General features: G+C 59.9%; 19 protein-coding genes and 7 pseudogenes. 15 read left to right on the top strand and 11 right to left on the bottom strand.

The features are described from left to right. The first annotated feature begins 4 nt into the window (after positions 1–4). From ureG to C8K44_RS18380, 6 genes and pseudogenes are all read left to right on the top strand, one after another. Positions 5–652: an urease accessory protein UreG gene (gene ureG, locus C8K44_RS18405; RefSeq protein WP_109577231.1), complete on the top strand. Its 648-nt coding sequence runs from the start codon at positions 5–7 to the stop codon at positions 650–652. Next, positions 649–1,527 (top strand): urease accessory protein UreD, encoded by an 879-nt coding sequence (locus C8K44_RS18400; protein ID WP_109577230.1) that lies wholly within the window; start codon positions 649–651, stop codon positions 1,525–1,527. Before ureG ends, C8K44_RS18400 begins: the two co-directional genes overlap by 4 nt. Before the next feature lie 42 nt (positions 1,528–1,569). Further along, complete coding sequence (locus C8K44_RS18395) at positions 1,570–2,172, top strand: HupE/UreJ family protein (RefSeq protein WP_109577229.1); 603 nt, start codon at positions 1,570–1,572, stop codon at positions 2,170–2,172. Positions 2,173–2,239: 67 nt separating this feature from the next. Then, complete coding sequence (locus tag C8K44_RS18390; RefSeq protein ID WP_109577228.1) at positions 2,240–2,953, top strand: XRE family transcriptional regulator; 714 nt, start codon at positions 2,240–2,242, stop codon at positions 2,951–2,953. Positions 2,954–3,173: 220 nt separating this feature from the next. Further along, positions 3,174–3,398: pseudogene (locus C8K44_RS18385) on the top strand (hypothetical protein); the annotation flags it as partial. A 462-nt stretch (positions 3,399–3,860) separates the two neighbouring features. Further along, on the top strand, positions 3,861–4,961 hold the full coding sequence (locus C8K44_RS18380) for a helix-turn-helix domain-containing protein (protein WP_109577227.1): 1,101 nt from the start codon (positions 3,861–3,863) through the stop codon (positions 4,959–4,961). A gap of 688 nt (positions 4,962–5,649) precedes the next feature. Here C8K44_RS18380 and C8K44_RS18375 read toward each other — a convergent pair. The 8 genes and pseudogenes from C8K44_RS18375 to C8K44_RS18340 all read right to left on the bottom strand — a co-directional run. After that, positions 5,650–6,000, bottom strand: coding sequence for a hypothetical protein (locus C8K44_RS18375; RefSeq protein ID WP_109577226.1), 351 nt, complete (start codon positions 5,998–6,000; stop codon positions 5,650–5,652). A 4-nt stretch (positions 6,001–6,004) separates the two neighbouring features. Continuing rightward, positions 6,005–6,565: an ATP-binding protein gene (locus tag C8K44_RS18370; protein ID WP_109577225.1), complete on the bottom strand. Its 561-nt coding sequence runs from the start codon at positions 6,563–6,565 to the stop codon at positions 6,005–6,007. A gap of 4 nt (positions 6,566–6,569) precedes the next feature. Next, positions 6,570–8,915, bottom strand: a complete 2,346-nt coding sequence (locus tag C8K44_RS18365; protein ID WP_109577224.1) for a SpoIIE family protein phosphatase — start codon at positions 8,913–8,915, stop codon at positions 6,570–6,572. Next, on the bottom strand, positions 8,912–10,096 hold the full coding sequence (locus C8K44_RS18360) for a class I SAM-dependent methyltransferase (RefSeq protein WP_109577223.1): 1,185 nt from the start codon (positions 10,094–10,096) through the stop codon (positions 8,912–8,914). The genes C8K44_RS18365 and C8K44_RS18360 overlap by 4 nt, the downstream gene beginning before the upstream one ends. After that, positions 10,093–10,629: a ubiquinone biosynthesis methyltransferase UbiE gene (locus C8K44_RS18355; RefSeq protein WP_109577222.1), complete on the bottom strand. Its 537-nt coding sequence runs from the start codon at positions 10,627–10,629 to the stop codon at positions 10,093–10,095. Before C8K44_RS18355 ends, C8K44_RS18360 begins: the two co-directional genes overlap by 4 nt. A gap of 43 nt (positions 10,630–10,672) precedes the next feature. Beyond that, positions 10,673–12,334 (bottom strand): EAL domain-containing protein, encoded by a 1,662-nt coding sequence (locus C8K44_RS18350; RefSeq protein ID WP_245417530.1) that lies wholly within the window; start codon positions 12,332–12,334, stop codon positions 10,673–10,675. A gap of 176 nt (positions 12,335–12,510) precedes the next feature. After that, positions 12,511–13,122, bottom strand: coding sequence for a dihydrodipicolinate synthase family protein (locus C8K44_RS18345; protein ID WP_281063003.1), 612 nt, complete (start codon positions 13,120–13,122; stop codon positions 12,511–12,513). Further along, a pseudogene (locus C8K44_RS18340) lies at positions 13,119–13,298 on the bottom strand (4-hydroxythreonine-4-phosphate dehydrogenase PdxA); the annotation flags it as partial. The pseudogene C8K44_RS18340 and the gene C8K44_RS18345, both read right to left, overlap by 4 nt. Before the next feature lie 21 nt (positions 13,299–13,319). On the opposite strand from C8K44_RS18340, the pseudogene C8K44_RS18335 reads away from it, so the two are divergent. Further along, positions 13,320–14,051: pseudogene (locus tag C8K44_RS18335) on the top strand (IS6 family transposase); the annotation flags it as partial. A gap of 80 nt (positions 14,052–14,131) precedes the next feature. On the opposite strand, the gene C8K44_RS18330 reads toward C8K44_RS18335, so the two are convergent. Beyond that, positions 14,132–15,865 carry a hypothetical protein gene (locus tag C8K44_RS18330; RefSeq protein WP_109577220.1) on the bottom strand — a complete coding sequence of 578 codons (1,734 nt, stop codon included), beginning with the start codon at positions 15,863–15,865 and terminating at the stop codon, positions 14,132–14,134. 134 nt (positions 15,866–15,999) lie between these two features. Here C8K44_RS18330 and C8K44_RS18325 point away from each other — a divergent pair, with 134 nt between their 5' ends. The 6 genes and pseudogenes from C8K44_RS18325 to C8K44_RS18295 all read left to right on the top strand — a co-directional run bounded on the left by C8K44_RS18325 (position 16,000) and on the right by C8K44_RS18295 (position 21,701). After that, positions 16,000–16,302 (top strand): hypothetical protein, encoded by a 303-nt coding sequence (locus C8K44_RS18325; protein WP_109577219.1) that lies wholly within the window; start codon positions 16,000–16,002, stop codon positions 16,300–16,302. 424 nt (positions 16,303–16,726) lie between these two features. Then, positions 16,727–18,160: pseudogene (locus tag C8K44_RS18320) on the top strand (DUF1254 domain-containing protein). A gap of 118 nt (positions 18,161–18,278) precedes the next feature. Then, positions 18,279–18,932 (top strand): hypothetical protein, encoded by a 654-nt coding sequence (locus C8K44_RS18315; protein ID WP_245417540.1) that lies wholly within the window; start codon positions 18,279–18,281, stop codon positions 18,930–18,932. Between the two features lie 70 nt (positions 18,933–19,002). Further along, on the top strand, positions 19,003–19,200 hold the full coding sequence (locus C8K44_RS18310) for a hypothetical protein (protein ID WP_109577218.1): 198 nt from the start codon (positions 19,003–19,005) through the stop codon (positions 19,198–19,200). A 412-nt stretch (positions 19,201–19,612) separates the two neighbouring features. Then, on the top strand, positions 19,613–20,326 hold the full coding sequence (locus tag C8K44_RS18300; protein WP_245417539.1) for a hypothetical protein: 714 nt from the start codon (positions 19,613–19,615) through the stop codon (positions 20,324–20,326). A gap of 128 nt (positions 20,327–20,454) precedes the next feature. Beyond that, positions 20,455–21,701, top strand: a pseudogene (locus C8K44_RS18295) (alpha/beta hydrolase). Positions 21,702–21,853: 152 nt separating this feature from the next. On the opposite strand, the pseudogene C8K44_RS27960 reads toward C8K44_RS18295, so the two are convergent. Then, positions 21,854–22,001 (bottom strand): annotated as a pseudogene (locus C8K44_RS27960) (IS3 family transposase); the annotation flags it as partial. A 55-nt stretch (positions 22,002–22,056) separates the two neighbouring features. Continuing rightward, a pseudogene (locus C8K44_RS18290) lies at positions 22,057–22,317 on the bottom strand (enolase C-terminal domain-like protein); the annotation flags it as partial. Between C8K44_RS18290 and urtE the strand changes: the two are divergent. Together urtE and C8K44_RS18280 are read left to right on the top strand one after the other, a co-directional pair. After that, positions 22,273–22,944: an urea ABC transporter ATP-binding subunit UrtE gene (gene urtE / locus C8K44_RS18285; RefSeq protein ID WP_245417538.1), complete on the top strand. Its 672-nt coding sequence runs from the start codon at positions 22,273–22,275 to the stop codon at positions 22,942–22,944. The pseudogene C8K44_RS18290 and the gene urtE overlap by 45 nt on opposite strands. A 543-nt stretch (positions 22,945–23,487) precedes the next feature. Then, positions 23,488–24,117 (top strand): hypothetical protein, encoded by a 630-nt coding sequence (locus C8K44_RS18280; protein WP_109577216.1) that lies wholly within the window; start codon positions 23,488–23,490, stop codon positions 24,115–24,117. Positions 24,118–24,175: the final 58 nt, after the last annotated feature.

Below are 24,175 nucleotides of genomic sequence, written 5' to 3'. Positions count from 1 at the left end.
CACTATGGACACCAGGACGTCTACCCATTCTCCTTCGCCGTCGCGTGTCGGCGCCGCTCGCATCGGCATCGGCGGTCCCGTCGGCTCCGGCAAGACCGCGTTGATCGAACGGCTGATCCCGGCCTTTGCGGCGCGCGGCGTGTCGCTGGCGATCGTCACCAACGACCTCGTCACCGCAGAGGATGCAGAGCGCATCCGCCGCTCGGGGCTGATCGATCCGGCGCGCGTCGCCGCCGTTGAGGCGGGTGCTTGCCCGCACACCGTCATTCGCGAGGATCCCACCCTCAACATCGCCGCCGCCGACGATCTCGAGGCGTTGTTTCCGGATGTCGAGTTGATCCTGATCGAGAGCGGCGGCGACAACCTCGCCTCGACCTTTTCGCTCGATCTCGTCGACTGGTGGATGTTCGTCATCGACGTCGCCGGCGGCGACGACATTCCGCGCAAGAATGGCCCAGGCGTGCTCAAATGCGACCTGCTGGTCGTCAACAAGACCGACCTCGCACCTTACGTCGGTGTCGATCTCGCGGCGATGGCAGCGCAGGCCGCCACCGCGCGCGCCGGTCGGCCGATGGCCCTCACCAATTGCCGCAGCAATGAAGGGGTCGACGCGATCGCTGACCGCATCGTCTCGGACGTGTTGTTCAGATGACGAGCCATTGGCCCCAACCGCCGGTATTTCGCGCTCCGGTACAGACGCGCCAGACCGGGGCGCGAAGCGGCCGCTTCGAATTGGCGCTGTCCCGTCACGGCGCGCGCACGCATATCGGGCGCCAATACGTCTCCTACCCGTTTCATATGACGCGGCCGTTTGCACTCGATGCCGCCATCTCGTCCTTGCTCACCGTCTACCAGCAGTCTTCATCAGGCGGGCTCTATCGCGACGACCGGCTCTCGAGCCGCTTCGACGTGGGGGAGGGCGCTGCCGGCCACGTCACCACCCAGGCGGCCACTGTCGTTCACGACTGCCATGGCCAGCCGGCTCACCAGACGACCGAGATCGTTCTGCAGGAGGGAGCGTTCCTGGCATTGACCCCCGATCCGCTGGTGCTGTTTCCCGGCGCCGCATGCTCGAACATCACTCAAGCCAGGCTCGCGCCAGGCGCGGTGCTGCTGTTGTCCGACGCCTTCGCCTTGCACGACCCCGAAGGTCGCGGCCGGCCGTTCGAGTGCCTGAAGGCGAAAGTCGACATTCGCGACGCCAACGAGCGGCTGCTGGTGCGCGACAATCTCGACATCACTGGAGCGGACCTTGCGGGCCCCGCTTCGCCCATCGGTATTTGGAAGGTCGTGTCCAGCTATTTGCTCGTGGGCGCGCCTAACCGGCTCCCGACGATAGATGAGCTTGCAAGCCTTGGTGGGCCTGGCCGCCAGGTTACCGGCATCACGGCGCTCCCCAATGGCGCCGGCTGGGGCGTGCGTTGCCTGGCAGCAGACGCGATCGCCGCGCGCGGTATCGCCGAAAGCCTGTTCATACTCGCCGTTGCAGCAGCCTTCGGCCAGCAACCCGCCCTAAGGCGCAAATGACAGCCCGATATCTGACTCATAGCCGATGAAAGGAAGCAGACCATGAACACCAGATTTCTCGCAAGAACAGCAGCGCTGGCAGCCTTCGCACTGGTGCCCGGACTCGCCAGCGCGCATACCGGCCTCGGTCACGTCGAAGGCTTCACCCACGGATTTGCCCACCCGCTCGGCGGCCTCGACCATGTGCTCGCCATGGTGATGGTCGGCCTCTTCGCCGCCCAGCTTGGCGGCCGGGCCCGCTGGCTGGTCCCGGCAAGTTTCGTGTCCGTCATGGTCCTGGGTGGCGCGCTCGGCCTTGCCGGCATCGCCCTACCTTTCGTCGAACTCGGCATCGGCTTGTCGATCGTCGTTTTCGGCGGCGTTGTCGCTTTCAATCTGCGGGCCGGGGCGGCCGCTGCCATGGCGCTGGTCGGCTTCTTTGCGATCTTCCATGGTTATGCCCACGGTGCCGAGATGCCCGAGAGCGCCAGCGGTCTGGCCTATGGGGCCGGTTTTGTGCTGGCGACGGCGATGTTGCATGCGGCCGGACTTGGCTTCGGCCTGGCTCTCGACGGCAAGGCCGGCGCACGCGGGGCAGTGGCTGTGCGCTCGCTGGGTGCGCTGGCCGCGATCACCGGCATAGGCGTGGTGACTGGCCTCGTTTGAGGCCGGCATTTTCAACGACCCACCCAGGGGGCAACTGATGCAAGCTCAACAGCAACGAGGTGCCAGGATGAGCAGTCCAGTTCTCATGCGTCCAGCTTGCGCCGCAGGCTTGCCGGCGCGAGGAGGAGCGGCGCTCGCCAGGACGGCCGCGCCGGTTGCCTTGCAACAGGATCCGCACGCAGTCCGGGCGCCCGGCGAGAACGAACTGCAAGCTGCTATCGGGCGCGAGGTACGAGCTTGCCGCAAGCGTCACGGCATGACCGCAACCGAGCTTGCTGGTGCCGCAAACATCTCGGTCGGGATGATGTCGAAGATCGAAAACGGTGTCATCTCAGCATCGCTGACCACGTTGCAGGCTTTGTCCCAGGCGCTCGGAGTACCAATGACCGCCCTGCTCAGAAGCTTCGAAGAAGAGCGCAGCGCGGTCTTCGTTCGGGCGGGAACGGGTGTCGAGGTCGAGCGGCGCGGCACGCGCGCCGGTCATCACTACAACCTTCTCGGCTACATCGGTTCGTCATCCAGCACGGTCTCGGTCGAGCCCTACCTCATCACCCTGACCAGCCATACCGACACATTCCCGTTATTCCAGCACGCGGGAATGGAGTTTCTCTATCTGCTTGAGGGCGAGATCACCTATCGCCACGGCTCGACTCTCTATCACATGGCGCCTGGCGACAGCCTGTTCTTCGAAGCCGACACGCCACACGGCCCCGAGCAACTGGCAAAGCTGCCGATCCGGTTCCTGTCGATCATTTCATATCCTCAGGGCGGAGAGGAGTGAAGGCTTAGCGAGCCTGCGCCTGCACCACCGTTACCGCGATCATGTGGAAGGTGTCCTCTACAGTGCCACGGGAAGGTCTTTGCCGGTTTGGCGAAACCTTGCAGGACCGAGCCGATGGTGTCGGCGCGCCCGATGCGCTGGGCGATCTAATCATCCCTTCTTGTCTCCGTCTTCAAGAAGGTCTTGCAGGTTCTGTTGCAACGTTTTGCTTGCCGGCGCTATGGCAAGACCCCTTCGACATTTTTTCGGCGGGCAAGATGTTCAAGGCCGCCAGTTCGACCAATCAGTGATCCTGCTTTGCGTGCGCTGGTACCTGGCCTACAATCTCAGCCTGCGTGATCTTGAAGAGATGATGGCCGAGCGGGGCATTGCCGTCGACCACACGACCATTCACCGCTGGACCGTTCGTTTCGCACCGCTATTGCTGGAGCGTTTCAACCGACGGCATCGAAATGATCCACATGATGCGCAAGCGGCAGGCGAGATACGCCTTCAATCCGAATCCATCCCTGGCCGAGCATTTCGGAATTCTTGCCGCGTGATTATCCTCGTATCGGACCTCTCTGCGTCCTCATCCGGCCGTTGCAACAGAACCTGCTGCACCGCCGGCGGATTTTCTCAGAGGGTACACCCCGCTCAAGCACAATTTTCGCTGCATAACGGCAACTGAGATCGCACCAAAGAAGAGCCATATCGCGCGGCTCATCGTCTCGAACGAAAGGCGGCGGTTGCTGTAGGCTGGGGTAGCTGCTCACGTACGCCAACTATAACCAGTCCATTGAAAAACGTAACAGCACCGAATGTTGCAATCTTGGCGGGAAACTGACAGGAGATGCAATGAGGCAGGACTTCGTAGCTCACCGCCGCTGGCGGGGACGACTGTTCTGGCTACGGGGGCAAGCCAGAGTTGAAGAGAGCGGCCGATCGAGAATTCGATGACACATCGGTCGCCGATTGCGACCACGGCCACGTTCGTGATGAGGTTACACCGGGGCTTGTTCCAATCTTGCGTTTCGACACCCGAGATTTGCCAACCCAAGATCAGTTCGAAGCCTGGCGTACGTTTCACTCCTCAGTGATCGATACCTCGCCAAGCGCAGAAGCGGGGCAGGGTTTCGTCTTTGAACAGAAGGTGTGGAGCCTCGGCAGCCTGGCTTTCACGTCGGCACGCATGCCGGGGAGGCCGGTGCCACGCACGTGGAGGCACATCCGCAAAGATCCGCTCGACCACTGGTGTCTAGTGCTGCCCGAAAGTGCCATGCATGCATCGCAAGGCCCAGGCGCACTACCGCGCCAGGTGCACTTCCGCTCCCTGGACCGCCCCTATGTTGGGGCGGCGACCGATTCCAGTGTGTCGACGGTCTATATCCCTCGTGACCTGTTGCGCCCGATTGCGGGCGTGCTTGATGCGCACTCTGGCACCGTGGGGCCGACGGGCATGGGCGGCCTGCTTGCCGACTTCCTGATTTCGTTCGAACGGCGGCTGTTGACCATCTCGGAAGACGATGTGCCCAATTACGTCGAGGCAATGCGGGCGATGGTCACCGCCTGTCTCGCGCCAACATCCGATCGTATCGCCGAGGCGCAGCGGCAAATCGAGGCGACGATGCTCGAAAAGGCGCGGCAGTTGATCCATCGGCAACTCTGCTCGCCGAATCTCGGGCCTGAAACGATCTGTCGGTGGTTGGGGGTGTCGCGCTCCAGACTCTACGCCCTGTTCGAACCAATGCACGGCGTGACCCGGTACATCCAACGCCAGCGGCTGCTCGCCGCCTACAAGGAACTAGCTGATCCGGCTCTGGCGCGCAGCATTGAGCAGATCGCCGACCGGCTATGCTTTTCGGAGGCCGCCACCTTCAGTCGGGCGTTCCGCAACGAGTTCGGATGCTCGCCGAGCGACGTCAGGGCTGCTGCCGCCGCTGGCATGCTCGCCCCGACGCGAACGGCATTGTCGGTGATGAACCAGGTCAATCATCTGGGGGAAATCTTGCAACAGTTGCAGATTTGATCGTGCTGTCACGGGTTCTGTCGCAAACCCGTCTTCGGGACGGATGGAAAGCACCCCTGGCAGCGCCAGCGCCCGACTATGTTCCGGTTACTTCATGATCCAAACACGTGAACCGTGAACCATCTTACGTCAAGTGAATGTACTGCACAGTTCGCACTATCGAATCAATGAGCGATGCAACATGCAAGCCGTGCCTGGTGCAATTGGGTAAGTTAACTGGCAAACGCCTCGTTTGGCTCCGGTGAAACAACGTGACATGGCCTGACTGGCAGAGAATCGGGGACGGAAGGAAGCCATCCAGCGGGATCCGGATTTTCCGAACGGCGGCAGCAGGGTGGCAACAGCACGAGCGATAGAGCCGGATCGGGCCTGGTTAGGTTTGGCTGTAAGGCCGCCGGCTGCCTGATCCGTGTCGCTCGGGCCGTAGAGTTTGCATTGTATAGAGCGAAGGCTGGCTCACACCTATACGCTGATGGCCTTCAAGCCTCAAAATAAAAGAGGAATGCGCCCATTCCGGCTGTTCACACTTTCCGTTCCGCGTTGCGACCGCAAAGGCACACGCCTCGCGCCCTTCCTCGCCGCCTCCATCGAACAGCGCCGGGACCGAGATTCAGCAACCGGATGAGCACTGCGCCATCCTCAGGTTCAACGAAGTGCAGCGGAAATGTTCCTCATTCGGCTGCACGCATCAGTCGATCTGCAGAGAGATAGCTGGATGCAGTTTCCTAAGATTCGGCAGGGATTTGTTCTGCCACGGGATCTGGGAACTACCACGTACGACAAGCGCGACGTTCGGATGCTTTCGCACCTCAATGGTAAACTTCGCCAGCAGGTTGATGCCCGAGGAGTTGAGGAATTCGAGATCGGTAAGTTCGATCGTGATAGTTTCAGGAGATCCCGCCAAAACTCCGTTCATCAGAGCCATGATCGGCGCGTAGGCATCGGTGCCTGACAGCCGCATCGTGCCGTCGAAATGGATCAAGCTGGCCTCGGCCCAAACCCGGTATTCGTCCGTCTTGATTTCGCTAATTTGGCTCATTCTCTCACTGCTGCGACTGTTTGACAGGAAGTGTGGCGAAGGTCTCGACATGCACGCGCCTGCCGTCGTCGACCGGACTAAATTTCCAAGCCAAGCGGGCACCATAGTCGCTCATCAACGTCAGCAATCCAAGGCCAGACCCGGAGGCTTCCGGGTCGGCGGCGTTGACCTCGATGCGCTGGATAAGCAGGTCGCCAGGATCGCCTACGGTGATCTCGGTGAGCAGAGCTTGGAATTTGGCAGCGGCCTCGGTGCTGATCACGTTGGCCACCTTAACCCTAAAGTTATCACTATCCATCGCCGCTTCGACCAGAATCTCGCCTGGCTCGCGGAATTTAATGGCATTTTCGATCAGCTCATTGACGAGATAGCCGATGCTATGTCGTACCTCGCGATAATCGCTGCGGGAAACATTGAACGGCAGCGCGAACAGATCTGCAATGAAGTCCGAGGTCGTGGCGCAGTGATGCCATCTCAGATCGAGCGGGCCATCGAACAGCTTCACGCGGCTGACGCTTTTGTTCATGCCGATGGTAATCTCGGTCGGACCATATAGCGAGACCATGACGTTACCTGTGCCTCATGACTACGAGTGTGATGTCATCGTGGATCTTGCTAGTGCCAATATGAGCCATCAGATCCGCCACAATTCCGTCCTTTATCTCTTCAGCACTCGCTCCATGGCGCTGGCGAGCGCTTTCGACAAGGCGATCCAGGCCAAAAAGGTCGCCCTTTGCGCCTTCCGCCTCAGTCACGCCGTCGGTATGGAGCACCACCACATCGCCGGTCGCAAAAGCTACGTTGCGAGTCGCGACAAAAGGCGAGATGTCCTTTTCCAACCCGATTGGAAATCCAAGGTCGATCGTGTCGATGCGCTCGACGCCTTCGGCGCGCACCACCACGACCTCCTCGTGCTGACCAGAAAGTGTCAGCTTCCCGTTTTCATAGTCGAGGAAGGCGAGCGAAAGGTGCTTGTCGGAATTAGTGCGCTCTAGGTTCTTGAAGATCGCTCGGTTAAGCCGATCGAGAAACTGCAGGGGATCGTCCTCGCCTGTTTCCTGCAGCGCACGGGCTACCGATTGGACCATCAGCATCAAAACGCCGCTTTCCAAGCCGTGACCGGTGACGTCACCGATGCCGACCTTGAGCTTTTGCCCGTCGAGCAGCACATCGTAATAGTCACCGCCGACCTCGTCGGCAGGCCGCATGTAGGCTGCGATCTCGACGCCTGGGATTGTCGCCAATTCGCGATCCTTGGGCAAGACCATCAGTTGAATCTGGCGCGCAACGTCCAGTTCGGCGCCGAGGCGGACGTTCTCGCTGCGCAGCTTTTCGTTGAGCGACGAGATCTTCTGGTTGGCGTTTTCGAGATCTTGGGTGCGGTCCTCAACGAGTTGCTCTAGGTTTTCAGTATGGTAGCTGATCTCCTCCGCCATGCGGTTGAAGGCCACCCCGAGCTCGCCGACCTCATCTTTTGTGGGAATGTCGACACGGACAGTATAGTCCTTGGATTGCAGCTTGCGCGCAGCGGCGGCCAGTGCACTGAGGCCCGCCGTGATGCGCTTAGATAGGCCGAACACTGCAGCAAAGACGATCATCAGCGCAACACCGATCGCTGCCAGCTGATAGAGCAAAATGCGGTTAGTTGCCTGAGAGATGCTCTCCTGAGCGGCAATCAACGTTGCATAGATTTCGCTCTCGGGAACCACGATACCGACGGTCATCGTCTCCTTGATGATCGGCCCCGCACTCCACATGTTTGTTGGCCGCAGCTTTTTCAGCACGACGATGTAGTTCAATTTCTCCCCATTGTTGTCGAGCGAAATGGTCTGGATGACGCCGTCATCGTTTTGATCGAGCGGAAGCGCAGAGATGGCTGACTGTGTGCTTCTTCTAAGGGATCGGTCGAACACCGACGGACTCGAATTACCAATGCCGAGTGTCTTCTCGCCCTCCGGGGTGACAGCAAGGACATTGCCATTGGACATGGAGAGGAAGGCAAAGCCAGTTTCGGCGATCCTTACGCTCTGGACGATGTCTGCCATCTGGTCGAGCGTCAGATCGGCGCCTACGACGCCGGCGAGGTCGGTCCGCTCCTTGTTCCAGACCGGCCGAAAGAAACTGACGATTATCTTGCCCGTGACGCCATCCTTATACGGCGAAAGCGTTGTGATCTCCTCGTCGACTGGCTTGCTGCCGGGATCCTTCAGCCAAGCCTGCCAATCCTCGTATAGCTGTGGGAAGAAAAAGTCCCACCAGTTGGTGTCATTGTGGCCGGGATAAACGCGGTCGAACGTAACACCCTGGTTGGTGTATGGCGTCGAGCGCAGGATCGGCGCGCTCTTGGGCCCGATGAAATAGACCTGCAGTTTGCGGGTTCCGGTACTCTGAACGGCGGGGCCGAAGATGTTAAATGCCGTGCTATCACGGACTATCCTCTCGACGTCAGGCGGAAGGTTTCGAGTCGCATTGAGCAGATACCCCCAGACGGTGACGGCTGAAGACTCGCCGGCTTCGTTCTGCCACCAGTCACTGGATGGATTGTAGGTAAGCCGGGTCGTGAAAGACTGATCGCGCTTGATCGCTTCGCCCACCGCCGACTGAACTTGGGGATGGTCTATCAACGCCTGCGTTGAGCCAGCCAGAATGTCGACTTCAGTGTGGACACGATCGATCAGCAGATCGGTCCGCTCCGCTGTCGTCTCAATGTAATTGTTTAGATATTCGCCGGTCGCCTTGGTCAAGCCCAGACCGACCTGCTGGGTGGCGTCCCTCGACAGGCGGTTGACGTTCCACAGTGCCAGACCGCCGCTAATCAGCAGGTCCACCAGCACCGCGCCGCCGACAACCAGAACGAACTTCGCTCGAAAGGAGCGAAGCCCAAAGCGTGACGTGCCGTTATCCACTGTGCTCATAACGGCTTGCGCCCTGACGCAACCCAGACCGGCCAGCCAGCGTAGCCTTTGGGATGCAAGGCAGCAAAGATATGGTCCTGAAATCCCCTGCGGAAACGTTCCACAAATTCTGGGCTGTCGCCGCGCTTGTTGGACATCTCTCCGGCGAATGTGTCTTCCCAGGCTTGGATGACATCTGCAAAATCTTGTGGATCGCCGTCGAGGTTGGTGACCATGAAAGACTCGGCGCGCACGTCATCGAAACCGGCATCCATTAGATAGTGGCGGTTCTTCGGCCCCATTTCCAGGTCCATCTTGAAATGGGCAAACAGCTTCGCGAGCTCGTCATATGTCCACTCTATCGATTCCCCGTGCGGCTCGCCCAGGCATTGTGAGATCTTCTCGTTGGTGATGTAGACGCGTCCGCCGGGCTTGCATATCCTATACATTTCCCTAAGGATTAGCGTTGGCCGGTCGAAGATCTGCAGTGAGTGACGGCAGGTGACGAGATCGAACTGGTTGTCTTCGAACATCATTTCCGACGCGTCGCCATAGATGTATTCAACGCCCCTGATGTTGAAATCGGCTGCCACCTGCCGGGCATAGGCTAGGCTGGAGCGCGAATGATCAAGGGCGACGATCCGAGCCGGCTTGAATTCTTTCTGAACGAGGGCCGCAAAATCGCCAATGCCGCAACATATGTCCGCCATGGTGATGCCTTCACGCATGCCGTGGCGTGGAAGAATGTTGCACTCATGGCGCCACGTCATCTTGGTCTGAGTGCGTAGAACGGGGATGAACCCACCCTCTTCGAGGAAGCTCTGGCCAGGGTAGAAGTCGGCGTCGTATTCCTCGACCCTAATGGCCGGTTCGATCCGGCTCAGCCGGCCGAATTTCTGGGTCGTCCAGCCGACAACGCTTGAGGTTATGACCACGAAGCTCATATCTGGCCTCGCCTGGCAGGCGTCCACCAGCAGGTGCGTGAAGGCATGGAAGGCCGTGTTGTTCATCTGCGAAAGGCGGCGAACATTGAGGTAGAACACGCCGCTGACGCTATCGATGGCTTCTCTGAGCAAGGTTAGGCTAGGTACAATCTCATCGACCGACCTCGGACGTACCGAGCCGGAAATCGCAAACTCCTGGTTGCTCGAATCGAACTGCACTTTGAAAGGTGGACTGTTGGTGAAAGGAACTGCGGTCAATGTGTCAGGCCCCCAAGGGGGAGGTCGACCACGAGCTTGACCGAGTCGTCGTATGTATCAAAGCGCACTTGTGCCTTGTAGCTAACTACGAGTTCGAGCAGCAGCATGTCTCGACCGGGACCGACCTCGCGTGACAATGAACTAATGTAGTCGGCCTCGACCGCGCCAGCCTCGACCGCGCCGGCTTGAATTCTTGTCACCGCATGCTCGAAGGAGCGCCGTTCATCCTCGCCGCACGTGAAAGTGAGTTCGATCCTGTCAACGTGGTTCCGGCGCGAAACGCTACATCCGAAGGTCCCACCCGAGTGGCGGGTCCTGAAGGTGATCTCAAGCAATTCGTTTAGCGCGGATGAGAGCAGATTTGCAAACAACACCGAATCAGGACGGTTATGACTGACAGTGCGCGCGAGATAAGTGGAGATGTAGTCGCAATGGGTCCAGTTAGAGTTAAATGTAGTCATCTCCATGTCGATCTGGACCATCATGCGGAAGTCGAGCTCCGCTAAGTTGTTGTGCGCGGTTTTCGGCGGCATGTCACTCTCTACTTCTGCGCTGCCCTGCGGATAGGCTACCGACTCATCTGATACGTTGGCGGAAGTTGAGAGATGCTCCCGCTTTAGAGGCGAAAACCCGCGCCCGTTCGGCACTCATCGCTCTGCCGAGGTGATGTCCCTGCAGCAAGTCGCAACCTTCCTTGATCAACCACTCGGCCTGACGGGCAGTTTCCACGCCTTCGGCGGTTACCATCATATCGAGGCCGTGCGCCAGCCCGATGATTGCCCGGACAATGGTCTGACTTTTCCCGTCTATATCGAGATCCTTAATGAAGTACTGGTCTATCTTCAGGGAATCAAAGGGGAAATTCTTGAGGTAGCTCAGCGACGAGTAGTGAGTGCCGAAATCATCGAGGGAAATGCGGATTCCAAGCACGTTGAGCGTGTTCAGCGTGTCCAAATTATCGACAGTCTGCTCAAGCAGGACGGATTCAGTGATTTCAAGCTCAAGCCTGTCGGCCCGTATGCCGCTGCTGTCGATTACTTGTGCCACGGTGTCGGTGAGCGAGCCGCCTAGAAATTGTGCGGGAGAAAGGTTTACGGCGACACTCAGCGTGTCCGGCCAGGTCTTCGCCTGCCGGCAAGCTTCTTCGAGCACCCAGCGGCCAATGTCGTCCATAAGGCCGTCGGCTTCGGCAATCGGAATGAACACGTTGGGCGGAATCAGCCCAATTTCGGAGTGGTTCCATCGAACCAGAGCCTCAAAGCCCACGATTTGGCCTGATGCATGGACCAGCGGCTGATACTCAAGGTCGAGTTCTTTGCGCTCCAATGCAAGACGCAGGTTGCGCCGAAGATTTTCCCTCTGCTCAAGCAGCAAGAGCATCGAACGGTTGAAGACACGGACGCAACCCCGGCCGTCACGCTTGGCGGCATAGAGTGCAATATCGGCTGCCTTCATCAGTTCGCTGCTTTCGGCACCATGTTGCGGGCCGTAGGCAATGCCGACACTGGCACCGACAAAGAGCGGCATGTCGTTTATGATGAAGGGCGCCTTGAAGGATTCAACGAGCGCTTGCGCCACGATCTCAGCGTCGCTTGCGTCCTTTCCATATTGGACGATCGCGAATTCGTCCCCGGCGTAGCGAAAGGCCGAATCGCCATCCTGCAAGACACTTCTTATCCGATTGGCGGCGAGCTTCAGCAACGCGTCGCCGGTAGCGTGGCCCAGCGTGTCGTTGACTGACTTGAAGTCATCAAGATCGATCTGCAGCAAGGCGGAGCGTTCACGCACGTTATCATTCGTTGCCAGGATTTCATTAAGCCGCTCGCTGAAACGCTGCCGGTTCTGCAGACCCGTGAGCACGTCATGCGTTGCCTGATGAAGCAGTTTACTGTGCTCCGCCTTGGTAGCCGCGGTTATTGCGATACCGTCGGTCAATTCTACGAGTCCCAGTCCGGCGGCTGTCACAAATACGAGGACCATCCCCTCACGATTGCTGCCGGAGGTTACGTTGATAGCATTGGACTGCCCGTCAACCAGCACTTGTTCAAGCGCTACCCGCGCCTCACCCGCCGCAAGACCGGGATATAGGTCGAACAGGCTGGCACCCTCTGTCACCGTTGGTCCGCGCAAAGCCTTGAACCGCGCTGTGGAATGCGTAAGCCTGTAATTGCGATCATAAAAAGTTATCAGCTCGCCAGAATTGGCGAGCAGTTCCGGGAAAGTGTTACTCCCGGTCAACGTGTTGTCCGTGGCCCCCACCCCGCTTTTCGGAAACCCCAACGTACTCCAAAAGCGGTGCAAAATCTGCAACTCCTGACGCTACGTAAGAAACCTAACACAGCGGCTATAGCGCTTACAAATCCCTCGCGGAAAACTCCACAGCCCATTTCGCCAAGCACGTGGAAACTCCGCTGTCACGTTAAAAGTGGGTAAATTTTGTCTTTGCTAATATTGCGATGCCTTGTTTCGAACAGTTGGCGTCTCGTGGACGCGCGACTTTCGCCCTTGGATTCCTTGATACCGACGACGGTTTTCGGGAACGCCTCGACAAGGCGCCCGACAAGCTCGACCGACAGCGCGATGCCCGACACCTGGGGGATGTGGTAGAGTACGACCTTCAGCCGGTCGTCGGCGATGCCTTCGAGGATGCACGCATAAGTGTCGAACAGGCCGTCGTCGGAGACGCCCTTGTAGTAGAAGGGCGGCAGCATGACGACCTTGTCGATACCGACGGAGAGCGCATGGCGGGTCAGCTCGATGGTTTCGGGGATTGCGGCGACGCCGGTACCCGGCATCAGCTTGTTGGCGGCAACGCCTGCCTTGACGACGCTTTCCAGCATCGCCTTGCGCTCGCCGAGCGAGAACGAATTGGCCTCGCCCGTTGTGCCGAGCAGGGCAACGCCGTGACAGCCCTCGTCAAGCAACCGCTGGCAATGCTTCGCCAGCAGGGCGTGGTCGGGAGACAGGTCGGCGTTGATGGGCGTGGCGGCAGCGGAAAAGACGCCCGTGATTGCGAATTTGGTCATGCGGTCACCCGAGGCGTTCCGGCGAGCTTGCGCGCATAGGCAATCGCCGCGTTCATGTTGACGTGGTTGGCCTTGCCGGTTCCGGCAATGTCGAAGGCGGTGCCGTGGTCGACGGAGGTGCGGTCGATGGGCAGGCCGAGCGAGATGTTGACGCCGGTGTCGAAGGCCACCAGCTGGTGCTGTCCCATTGATTTTTCGTCAATGGACTTGCGGTAGTTGGGTGGCATGAACAGCACGATGCCGGCTTAAAAAATCATCGCTTTCCGATCGAGATTGTTGCGCGGGCCGTCTGGCTTTACCTCCGGTTCAACGTGAGCCTGCGCGAGGTCGAGGAAATGATGCTCTATCGCGGTGTCGCCGTCTCCCATGAGACGATCCGCCGGTGGTGTCGGACACACGGTGCCGATTATGCGCGCCGTGTGCGCCGCAAGTCTCCCTTACCCACGGACATCTGGCACCTCGACGAGCTTGTTGTTCGTATCAATGGACGCAAATGCTTGCTTTGGCGAGCGGTTGACCAGGACGGTTACGTGCTCGACGAAATCGTCCAGGCCCGCCGCAACACCAAGGCCGCCAAGCGATTGCTGATCCGGCTGTTGAAGAAACAGGGCATGGCGCCGAAGCCCATGATCACTGACAAATTGCGCTCCTACGGTGCCGCAAGACGCCAGGTCATGCCAGAAGTCGAGCACCGCTCCCATAAGGGCCTGAATAACCGGGCCGAAAATTCGCACTTGCCGTTTCGAAAGCGGGAGGGAACACGCCAAGGCTTCCGGTCGGTCGGCTCACTGCAGCATTTCGTGTCGATCTTCTCCGCCGTCCGAAACCTCTTCGTTCCATCCCAGACCAACCGCTCCGCAGCACAAATTCGAAATCATCGACGTCAGGCCATGGCCGATTGGGCTGCCGTAAGCGCACAACCTGCCTGAAAAGCACGGCGCCGCGGTCATCTTGCGAACAACGTGACAGCACCTAAATAACTGTAGCCCATTGAGCAATCGGCGTGGCTTTAGTGCGCGATTGCGATGTGTTGGTCAGGGAATTCGAGACCTGCTTTCTTCAGCGACTCAAGGAAAAGATCGACATCCTCGGGACGGCCGAACCTCAGCGCTACCTCTTCAGGAATGTTTTTCACCAGATCGGGTTCGTGCTCTACGAGCCAGGCACGTGAGCGTTCGGCGTCGGCCTTGAGACCTCCCTCGGCAAACACCGCGGCTGCCATCACCTGGTAGAGCGCATTTTCTGGAACGTTTGCTTTCCTGATCCACATGGCAGCCTGCTGATAGTCGCCTCTGAAATAGGAGCACAGGGACAATGCCGCCTCATAATAAGCGAGCGGACCAGGACTGCGTTCACGCGCTGCCGCGACCAGCGGACACCCCTCGCTCCAATGTCCTGACAATGCCAACCTATATCCGTACTCACCCATGAGTTCGGTGTCGTTTGGATTGAGGGCCAGAGCTTGCCTGCCGACGTTGCCCGCGGCATCGAACTCCTTCTTGAAATAGAGGGCGAACATCTGTGCCTGCAGCCCCCTGATGTTGAATGGTTCCAACTCCACGGCCCGCCTTGCTGTTGCGAGGGCGCGATCCAGCAGCCGCGGAGACCAGTTGGGATCGAACGGATACTGGAACCGGGCATCATCGATGTAGGTCTGCGAAAGAAGCGCCCAGCCCGTCGCGTAGTTGGGAAAGCGTTCGACGGCTTTTTCCAGGCACGAGCGTACCGCCGGACGCGCCGCTGCATCGAAGCTGGCACGATAGGAATAGTAGGAAAGCGTACAGGAATATGCGGTCCAGTCATCTGGAGGGTTGGGCACGGCCAGTTGTGCGTCTGCCTGAAAGATCACCCCATAGGCCTGGGCCAGGCTCGTCGCCACGTTCTGGGCGACGTCGACCTGCACCTTGAGAAGATCCGGCACCGTCGTTGCGTTGTCGTAGCTCTGCGCCCAAAGCACCGAGCCGTCTGCCCTGTTCAGCATGCGGACTCGAAAACGGAATTTTTCGGCCGACAGATCCACGCTTCCTGCAAGTACATACCGTGTGTGAGGTGGATCAGATGGGTCTCGCGCCTGAACGACGACGATGTCCTTGAACTTGGAGAGTTGGCTGATGATCTCCTGGGTGAGCCCGCGGGCAAGGGCGGAGGATTCGCTCTTGCCGGACAGGTCGTCGAACCACTCCACCAGCAAACGTGGCACCTCCGGCTTGTTCGAAGCGGACCGGGACCAGTATCCCCACCAGCTCAGTGCTATGGCTGCGGCAGCTATCACCACGACCGCCGCGGCAAGATGGACATAGTTTCGTCGCCGTGGCTGCGATGGCGCGGGGGCAGGCGCGGCTGCCGGCATTTCCTTGACCGGATGGGAAGGCATCGGACGCAGGGAAAAATTGGGAACGTAGCCGCCCTTTGGAATGGTGATCAGTATCGGATCGGTCTGGCCAGCAGTCAGGCAATATCGTTCGATCGCCCGGCGGAGGTGTCCGGCTTCGATACGAACGATCGGGTCGGATTGCGGGTCGAAAGATGCATCTCGCCCGAACACCTCGACGGCAATCGAATAGGCCTTGATGCGATTGCTGCGCCCAGCCAGTGTCTCATCAACGACGTAACCGAGGAACCGTCGCTCCCGATCGGTCGCGTCAAATTCCGTGCTGTTCAGGATGCGCGCAAGCTGGGCACGACAGTCCTCGACAGGCAAGTCGTTTTTCCCGCCGGGGGCAGTTTCTGCACCGATCACCATACTTCCCTCAGCTGCCTGTGCCCGGACCTAAGTCACATTTCTTCACCGGTTACATGATCGTACCGGTAAATTACATGCCGTTACTGGCCTTCACAAGACACCGTGCCTTTAATGAGTGATCCACGGATTGAGATATGAATAGTGTACCGGAAAGCATGCGGGCAGCTTTGTCGGCGGCACTTCGCCGGTTTCCCAGCCTTGAGTTGACAATCCGTCAGTTGATCGCGACTGATCAGAACTTCCGAGACATGTGCGACGAACTGGCCGAGGCTGAAGCCGCGCTTTCGAGGGTCGACCAATTGCCGTTGCACATCTGTGCAATTCGGAAGGCCGAGTGGGGGGATCTCGTGGAGCGGTTGGCGCGCGAAATTCTTGCCGCACTGCAGGAGAAGCAGACGATCGCCCGATCGCATATCATTCCGCCGTCCCCTCGATGACCCGATCAAGTGCCGGTCTGGGCGAGGTCGTGGCACCTCGCAACCGCGTGCCTACCCTCGCGCATGGGTGTTTAGCGCCCTGGCGACATCGGGATGCATTGACACTCCTACATTCGAAGGCCGCCGGCGCTCCCAAATCTGCGCGTCGGGTCTTTCGAGACAAGGCGCGCGAGTACGGCAGGGCAATCCCATGCCTGACGCTGGCTGCTGCCTGTGGTCGTAGAGGTGCGATTGCTCGCGGCGCATTGACGGCGTCGGTCGACGAATTATCCCGTCCCCGGGAGCCTGCGCCGCCCGCGCGGTCATTGGCAGCGCGAGGCCCGTATCGAGGCACCCTTATTCCGTGTAACGTACGGTAAGATACCTCCCCAGACGATCTCCGCCGCAGCACAGTCCCAACCGTGTTCCGCTACTGGAGATTGAGATGAACATCACCCGTCGTGCCTTAACTCTTGCTGGCCTCAGTTTGCTTGCCAGCGCGTCGGCAATATCCCTCGCGCGGGCAGAGCTGGGTGATGGGGCTCTGCATATCGGCGAGGACCTGGAAGAGTTCTGGGTTGCCACCGACGCCTATGTCTACGGCTATCCGCTGGTGACGATGGAAATGACCCGTCGCATCATGACGAATGTCTCCGACGCGAAGGGGACCCGCGCCCCGATGGGGCACATCATCAAGTTGCGCGAATATCCGGACGCGTCGTTCAGGGATGTCACGGCGCCGAATGCCGACACGCTCTACACGACCGCCTTCTTCGATGTCGGCAAGGAGCCTTATGTGCTCAGCGTCCCAGACATGAAGGGGCGGTATTTTCTGCTGCCCATGCTCGACGGATGGACGAACGTCTTTCAGGTGCCGGGCAAGCGCACGACGGGAACGGGGCCCCAGACCTATGTCATCACGGGGCCGGGTTGGACCGGAACGCTCCCCGACGGCGTGGCCCACTACGAATCCCCAACCAACATTGTCTGGCTGCTGGGCCGCATCTACTGCACGGGAACGCCGGAAGACTACGCGGCGGTGCACGCCCTTCAGGATGAGTTCAAGCTGGTGCCACTCAGCGGCTACGGCTAGGACTACACGCCTCCGCCGGGCAAGGTCGATCCGTCCATCGACATGAAGACTGCCGTGCGCGACCAAGTCAATCGAATGGACGCGGTAGAGTATTTTACGCTGCTCGCCGAATTGATGAAGTCGAATCCGCCATCCGACGCGGACGCACCCGCGCTGGAGCGCTTTGCACGGATCGGGCTTGTTTCCGGCAAGGATTTCGATGCCAGCAAGCTGAGGGCAGACTTCCACAAAAAGATACCGGTTATCGGCTTCGACCGGATCATGCTGCAGTTCAAGGTCAACAGCGCGGTGAAGGATATCAACGGCTGGGCCTTCACGACGAAGACCGGGCTCTACGGCACCGATTATCTCATGCGGGCCCTGATCACCGCCATCGGGCTCGGCGCCAACCGGCCTCAGGATGCGGTCTATCCGACGTCGGAGAAGGATACCCATCGCCGCTCTTATGATGGCCGGAAGAACTACGTCATCCATTTCCCGAAGGGCCAGACGCCGCCGATCTCGGGCTTCTGGTCCATCACGATGTATGACGAGAACTTCTTCTTCGTCGCGAACCCCATCAACCGTTTTTCGATCAGCCCCCGTCAGGATCTGAAATACAACGCCGACGGATCGCTCGACCTCTACCTGCAGAGTTCGTCTCCCGGCGCTGACAAGGAGTCGAACTGGCTGCCTGCGCCGGCGGGCAAGTTCATCCTTATGATGAGACTGTATTGGCCGAACGAGAACGATCCCTCGATCCTCGACGGGACCTGGACACTCCCACCGGCCATGGCAGCCGACTGACCCCGGCATGGATGCCGGACTTTGAGGGTTTCGCGCGAGGATCAAACGCGCGAAGCCCTCGTCCAAGGCAGTCGCTCATTCAATTGAAGGAGAACATACCGTGGCTTTCAGAACCATCATGCTCGCCTTGACGGCATCCGCCGGGCTCATCTTGTCAGGCGGTGCCGCGCTCGCGCAGGACGCGATCTCTGCCCCCGCGACGAAGTCGATCGGCGCCGGCAAACCCAGGATCGAGCCTGCGCTGATCGTGCTCAACTCCAAGGGTGCAAGTCTCGCCGGCGGCAAGCTCGTTCTCTCGGGCATATCGCCGAACTCCATCATGTTCGCCGACCGTCCGGTGCGCGCCGCAGGCCATGTCCTTACGGCGCACCTCCTCGAAGAGTGGGCCGAGGGGAGCGACAGCTTCGCCAAGGATCCGCCCAATGCGACCGTGTCGGTTCTTGGCAAGGACGGCGCTTCCGTCCTCGATGTGGTCGTGACTCTGAAAACCCCGAAATTCGAGGGGGACACGCTGACCTTCGACGTCGACGTCCTTGAGGGCAGCATCGACGGCGCCGACGGTCCCGCTTCGACCTTCATAGACATCATCGGCATGCCGTTCACGCCGCTTTCCTTCGCGGGTGCGGCACGGCGGGCGGCCTATCGCGGCGCGTGGTATGCGGGTGCAGCGGCGGGCGCCGCTGCGGTGGCGGCTCCCTACGATTATCACCCCTACTACCATCCCTATATGCGCCCGGCGTGCGGCTACTATCCATATCCACCGTGCTATTGAGCCTCATCTTGGGGGAAAGTGCGGTGGGAAGGGCGGAAAGGTGCAGTTCTAACGGAAGTGCTCACTCGCCGTGCTGAATGACCTGTTCAATGCTCCGTCTCCCGATCAGATTTCCCAGGTGATCTCACACGCGATCGCTCCATCCTTCCTGCTTGGAGTGGTCGCGAGTTTCGTCTCAATGCTGTTTACGCGGCTGACCAACATTCTCGATCGTATCCGCGACCTCAATGCGCTGCCCGAGAAGGTCCATCCCATGAGCCATCTCTAGGGATGACTTGCCTCGGCTGCAACACCGGGCGCGGCTGGTCAACAACGCGATGCTCTACGCTGTCGCAAGCGGCATCGTTGCGGCGCTCCTGGTCATCTTCTCATTTGCCAGTGCCTTCTTCGGGCGACAGCACGTTTTCGGGGCAGGCGCGCTGTTCACGCTTTTCCCTGGTTCTGCTTTCGGTCGCGCTCATCACACTCGGACGCGAAGTCAGGATAGCGCTCAACGACTATGATCATCACGCTGTCGGTGGGCAGTGACGGAGTTCGGGATGAAATTGCGTCAGTCATGAAGTCGAGCTGGCGCTGATGTGGTGCATGAATTTTCTTGAGAGGGGATTGTGTTGAAGAATCTCAAAAAAGCCGTCCTTGTCTGTGGATCTCTGTGGGTGATCCCGGCGGCTGGCGCTGACGTGGACTCCGCGGCGTCCCCCGAAGCGACGCCCGTTGCCGCAAGCCGATGGACGTTTTCGGTCACGCCGTATTTCTGGGCGGCGGGTCTCTCCGGCGAGGCATCCCAGTTCGGTTTGCCTGTCGTCGACATGAATGCGAGCTTCAGCGACATCATCGACAATCTCGATTTTGCCGCGATGCTGATGGGAGAGGCGCGTAACGGGCGATACAGCCTGTTTGGCGACCTGATCTATACCAAGCTTTCTTCCGGCCGTGCTGCGCCGCGCGGCGTTCTGGCGACCAGCGTCAATGTGGAAGCTTCGACTTTCGCCGGGCTGCTCGGTGCGGGCTATTCGGTGGTGGAAGGCCCGGCCGGCCGGCTGGACGTCGTTGCCGGTATGCGGGTATGGTCGGTCAACACGGATATTTCGTTCAGCGGTGCATTCCTCGACGGCGTCACGCGCAGCGACGGAGCGACCTGGGTCGACGGGCTGGTCGGTATTCGTGGCAAATACCACTTCACTCCCAAGTTCTACGCAACGGGCTGGGGCCTGGTCGGCGCCGGCGGCGCGGATATCGACTGGGATGTCGCGGGCGTACTCGGCTACAATATCAACGAACGATTTTCGGCATCATTGGGCTACCGGGCGCTGGGCGTGAACTACAGCAGCGACGGTTTCCTGTTCGACGCCGTCGAGCAGGGGCCGATCGCGGGATTGACAATCAACTTCTGAGACAGTCGTTGCCGCTTGGCTTGGGCGGAAATCTGTGAGCGTAGGAAGGGCTGCTTTGCATGACGCGCGGAACGATCGTCCGTTCGATGACAGACCATGGCCGACGACGGGTCTTCGGTGCGCTGACTATGGCAGCACTGGCTGTCGGCTCGCTCGCCGCCTGTGCCAGCCGCCCGACGGGTGTCCTTGAACCCGTGGCGGCTTCGCCGTCGGCCAGCCAAGTCGACATGCTTGTCACGACCATGCGCGACCGTTCCAAGAATCCGGGCGAAATGTTCAGCGGCGAGCGTGGCCCCGCGCCGGCCTTTGCGGAACTCATCGTATCGATCCCGCCGGCCGATGCGCGCGAGGTTGGTGAGGTTGCGTGGCCGCGCAAGCTCCCGCCGAACCCGGCAACGGATTTCGCAGCGGTCAAAGCCGAGCAAATCGATCAGCAAGCCGCAAGGAAGTGGCTGAACGCGGCCGTGCGCAGGAGCCCGGACCGAAGCGTTCTGGTGTTCATCCACGGGTTCAACAACCAGTTCGAGGACGCCGTCTTCCGCTTCGCGCAAATCGTCCACGATTCAGGGGCCCGCAGCGTACCGGTGCTGGCCACATGGCCCTCGCGTGGAAGCCTGCTCGCCTACGGCTACGACCGTGAAAGCACGAATTACACCCGCAATGCCGTCGAAAAGCTGTTCCAGTATCTGGCGCGCGATCCAGAGATCAAAGAGGTTTCGATCCTTGCCCATTCGATGGGCAATTGGCTGGCGCTCGAATCCTTGCGCCAGATGGCCATCCGCAACGGCGGGCTGCCTGCCAAATTCAAGAACGTCATGCTGGCTGGGCCCGACGTGGACGTGGACGTCTTCCGTTCGCAGATTGCCGACATGGGGAAAACGCGACCTCGCTTCACGCTGTTCGTATCGCGCGACGATCGGGCGCTTGCCGCTTCCCGACGCGTATGGGGCGGTGTTGCCCGTCTCGGCGCCGTCGATCCCTCGCAGCCGCCCTACAAGGAGGAACTTGCCGCGAACGACATCGCGGTCATCGATCTCACCAAGGTCAAGGCCGGCGACGACCTGCACCACAGCAAATTCGCGGAGTCGCCCGAGATCGTCCAACTGATCGGCAGCCGTCTGTCGACCGCCCAACCCTTGACCATAGCCGGCTGGGGCTTGGCGACGCGATCGTGGCCGCGACTGCGGGGGCTGCTCAAACGGTGGGAACCGCGGCGGGCCTCGTCGTGGCTGCCCCAGCGGCGATCGTCGATCAGAACACCCGGCAAAACTACGCTCGTCACGTCGAACAACTACTCCGCTCCCCCGAACGCGAGAGGCAATCCACCAATGTGAAGGCGTCGACGGCGAGCCCGGCAAGCCAACCATGGGATTGAACTGGACCGCCGATAGTTCTGTTGCAAAGTTCCCAGTAAGCCTCCGATTGCATTAAGACGGCTCCATTTACGGAGCGCATCTCATGTTCATAGGCCGGCACTTTGATCGATCGGTCATCATGCGCTGCGGAGAGTGACGGCGTCAATGATGAAGCCACATGGGCGAAACCCTTTCGGGTGGCGACGTAGGAGGATCCGAACCCAAAGACTGTCGGGTGCGCAAGCCTTGTACTGTTGGCTCACGCGGTCCAGCGGGCGCGGAGCTTTATTGTCCGGGAACGTCGAGCGGATCGGCTTTCCCCACGCTACAAACTGTTCGCGAAAGGATCCCCACAAACGATAGAAGTCGTTCGGACTACCATTCGGCGAAGGAGCCGTCGGCGTGACGCCAGACGGGATTGCGCCAGCGGTGGCCTTCCTTGGCGCGTTCCCTCACGTAGTCCTCGTCGACATCGACGCCCAGGCCTGGGCCGTCGGGAATGGCAACGAAGCCGTCCTCGTAGCGGAATACGTCCTTGTTTTTGGCGTAGTCGATGAGGTCGTTGGCCTTGTTGTAGTGGATGCCGAGGCTCTGTTCCTGGATGAAGGCGTTGTAGGTGACGGCGTCTCGCTGACAGTTCAGCCAGCGCGGATCACCTGCGTGCTCGGCCGCAACGGGGTCGGCAAGACAAGTCTGATGAGATCGATCGTCGGCCAGCACAGGCTGACATCCGGCACCGTTGCCTTCGAGGGGAAGGCGCTCGACCGGAGCGCGGCGTATGACCGCGCCCGGTCGGGCATCGCATTCGTGCCGCAGGGGCGGGAGGTTTTCCCGCTACTGTCGGTCAGGGAAAACCTTGAGACTGGCTACGCCCCGCTCAAACGGGCCGAGCGCCAAGTACCGGACTATGTCTTCGAGCTGTTTCCGGTGCTGCGACAGATGCTGTCACGGCGTGGCGGCGATCTCTCGGGCGGACAGCAACAGCAACTGGCCATCGGCCGGGCTTTGGTGATGCGGCCGCGGCTTTTGGTGCTCGACGAGCCGACCGAAGGCATCCAGCCGTCGATCATCAAGGACATCGGCCGCGCCATCCGGTATCTACGCGATACCGCCGGCATGGCCGTACTGCTCGTCGAGCAATATCTCGACTTCTGCCGCGACCTGGCAGATGTCGTGTACATAATGGACCGCGGCCGGATCGTTCACGTGGGCGCTGCTCAGGACCTCGAGCGCAGTGAAGTTCGTAGGCTTCTCACGGTGTGATCTTACGATTCCTTGATCATCGACTGCCCAGCTGCATTTCTGCATAGGCGGACCCCTGTCATCGTCTGGGCGAAATCGTGTGCCACTCAAGAAGGTCCCGGTGGCGCGAGCGCCAAGGCTCATCGTTTGGGCGATGCCTGGAGCAGGCTTGATCCGCCATTCCGCGACCAGGATCACCTTCTTGGCGGAGAGCCCCACGATCGGATGATGCCGATGGTAAAGTAGATGTCGGCGGAGCGCCGTTTCAGGGTCACCGCCCGGATCGAACCTGTCAAGCCAGCGGGCGAGCTACGCCGAGGCGCTAGCATGACACTCGCAGTGGAGTTTCCTGAAACTGGCCCATACGGCGGGTGCCAGGAGAAATGCCCGGGCAGTTGAAATCAGCCGAATCTGCAGGTTCCGTCCGCGCTGTCCAGTGAGTGCGAAAGCGGAAAACTCGAGCCAAGGGTGCTTGGCGGAGGTCATCCCAAATGCACCCGACTTGCCGGGTTCTTCCTGCACCCTAGATGTGAACAAAGACAAACGACAAATGGGCGGGCAAAAATGAGAATCAACCATCTGCTATTGGTACTGTTTGCGCTGACAGCGACGGGATGCGTGTCGGAAGACCTGCCCCCTCAGCCAGGCTACGTGTCGACCGGCCATAGTGGCGTGGCCTCTGTTGCTTCGTCCGTGACCGGCCGCGCAGCAATAGCGACCAATTCATCCCGATACCAAGACCACCCATACTTCGTCGAATTCCGATCACGCTATGCACTAAGTTACGGCCATACCTACGTCGCTTTCGGGCGCCTCGACGGAGCCGGGCGGGCCGTCAATCTCGAAATTGCGGGCCTTCACCCTGCTTCTAACAGCGAAGTTCCTTATGTACTCGGTCATTTCGTGCCTGTGCCCGCCGAAACCGGAGCGAGCGACGGTGACTTGGAAGAACAATACAGGTCCGCGAGTTGGCGGGTGATGCTGAGCCAAGCCGAATACAGCGACGTCGTTGCACACATACGCGAGCTTCAGAATACTACGCGGCTCTGGCAGGCTTCGGTTTACAATTGCAACGCCTTTACCGGCGATATCGCCCGCTCCATGGGGTACAAGGTTCCCTCGAAATACCTGCGGCCTCAGCAGTTTGTAACCGAGCTTCGGGAGATGAATACGGGTCCAGGCGGTCGCCGCTAAGGTCTGTGTGCCAAGTCGGTCATTCCAGTCTCCACTGGAGGATGTCCCCTCAAGCGCA

It is taken from the genome of Aminobacter sp. AP02 (assembly GCF_003148805.1).
Taxonomy (GTDB): domain Bacteria; phylum Pseudomonadota; class Alphaproteobacteria; order Rhizobiales; family Rhizobiaceae; genus Aminobacter.
The sequence above is the reverse complement of the archived record's forward strand: the minus strand, read 5'-3'. Positions and strand labels throughout refer to the sequence as shown.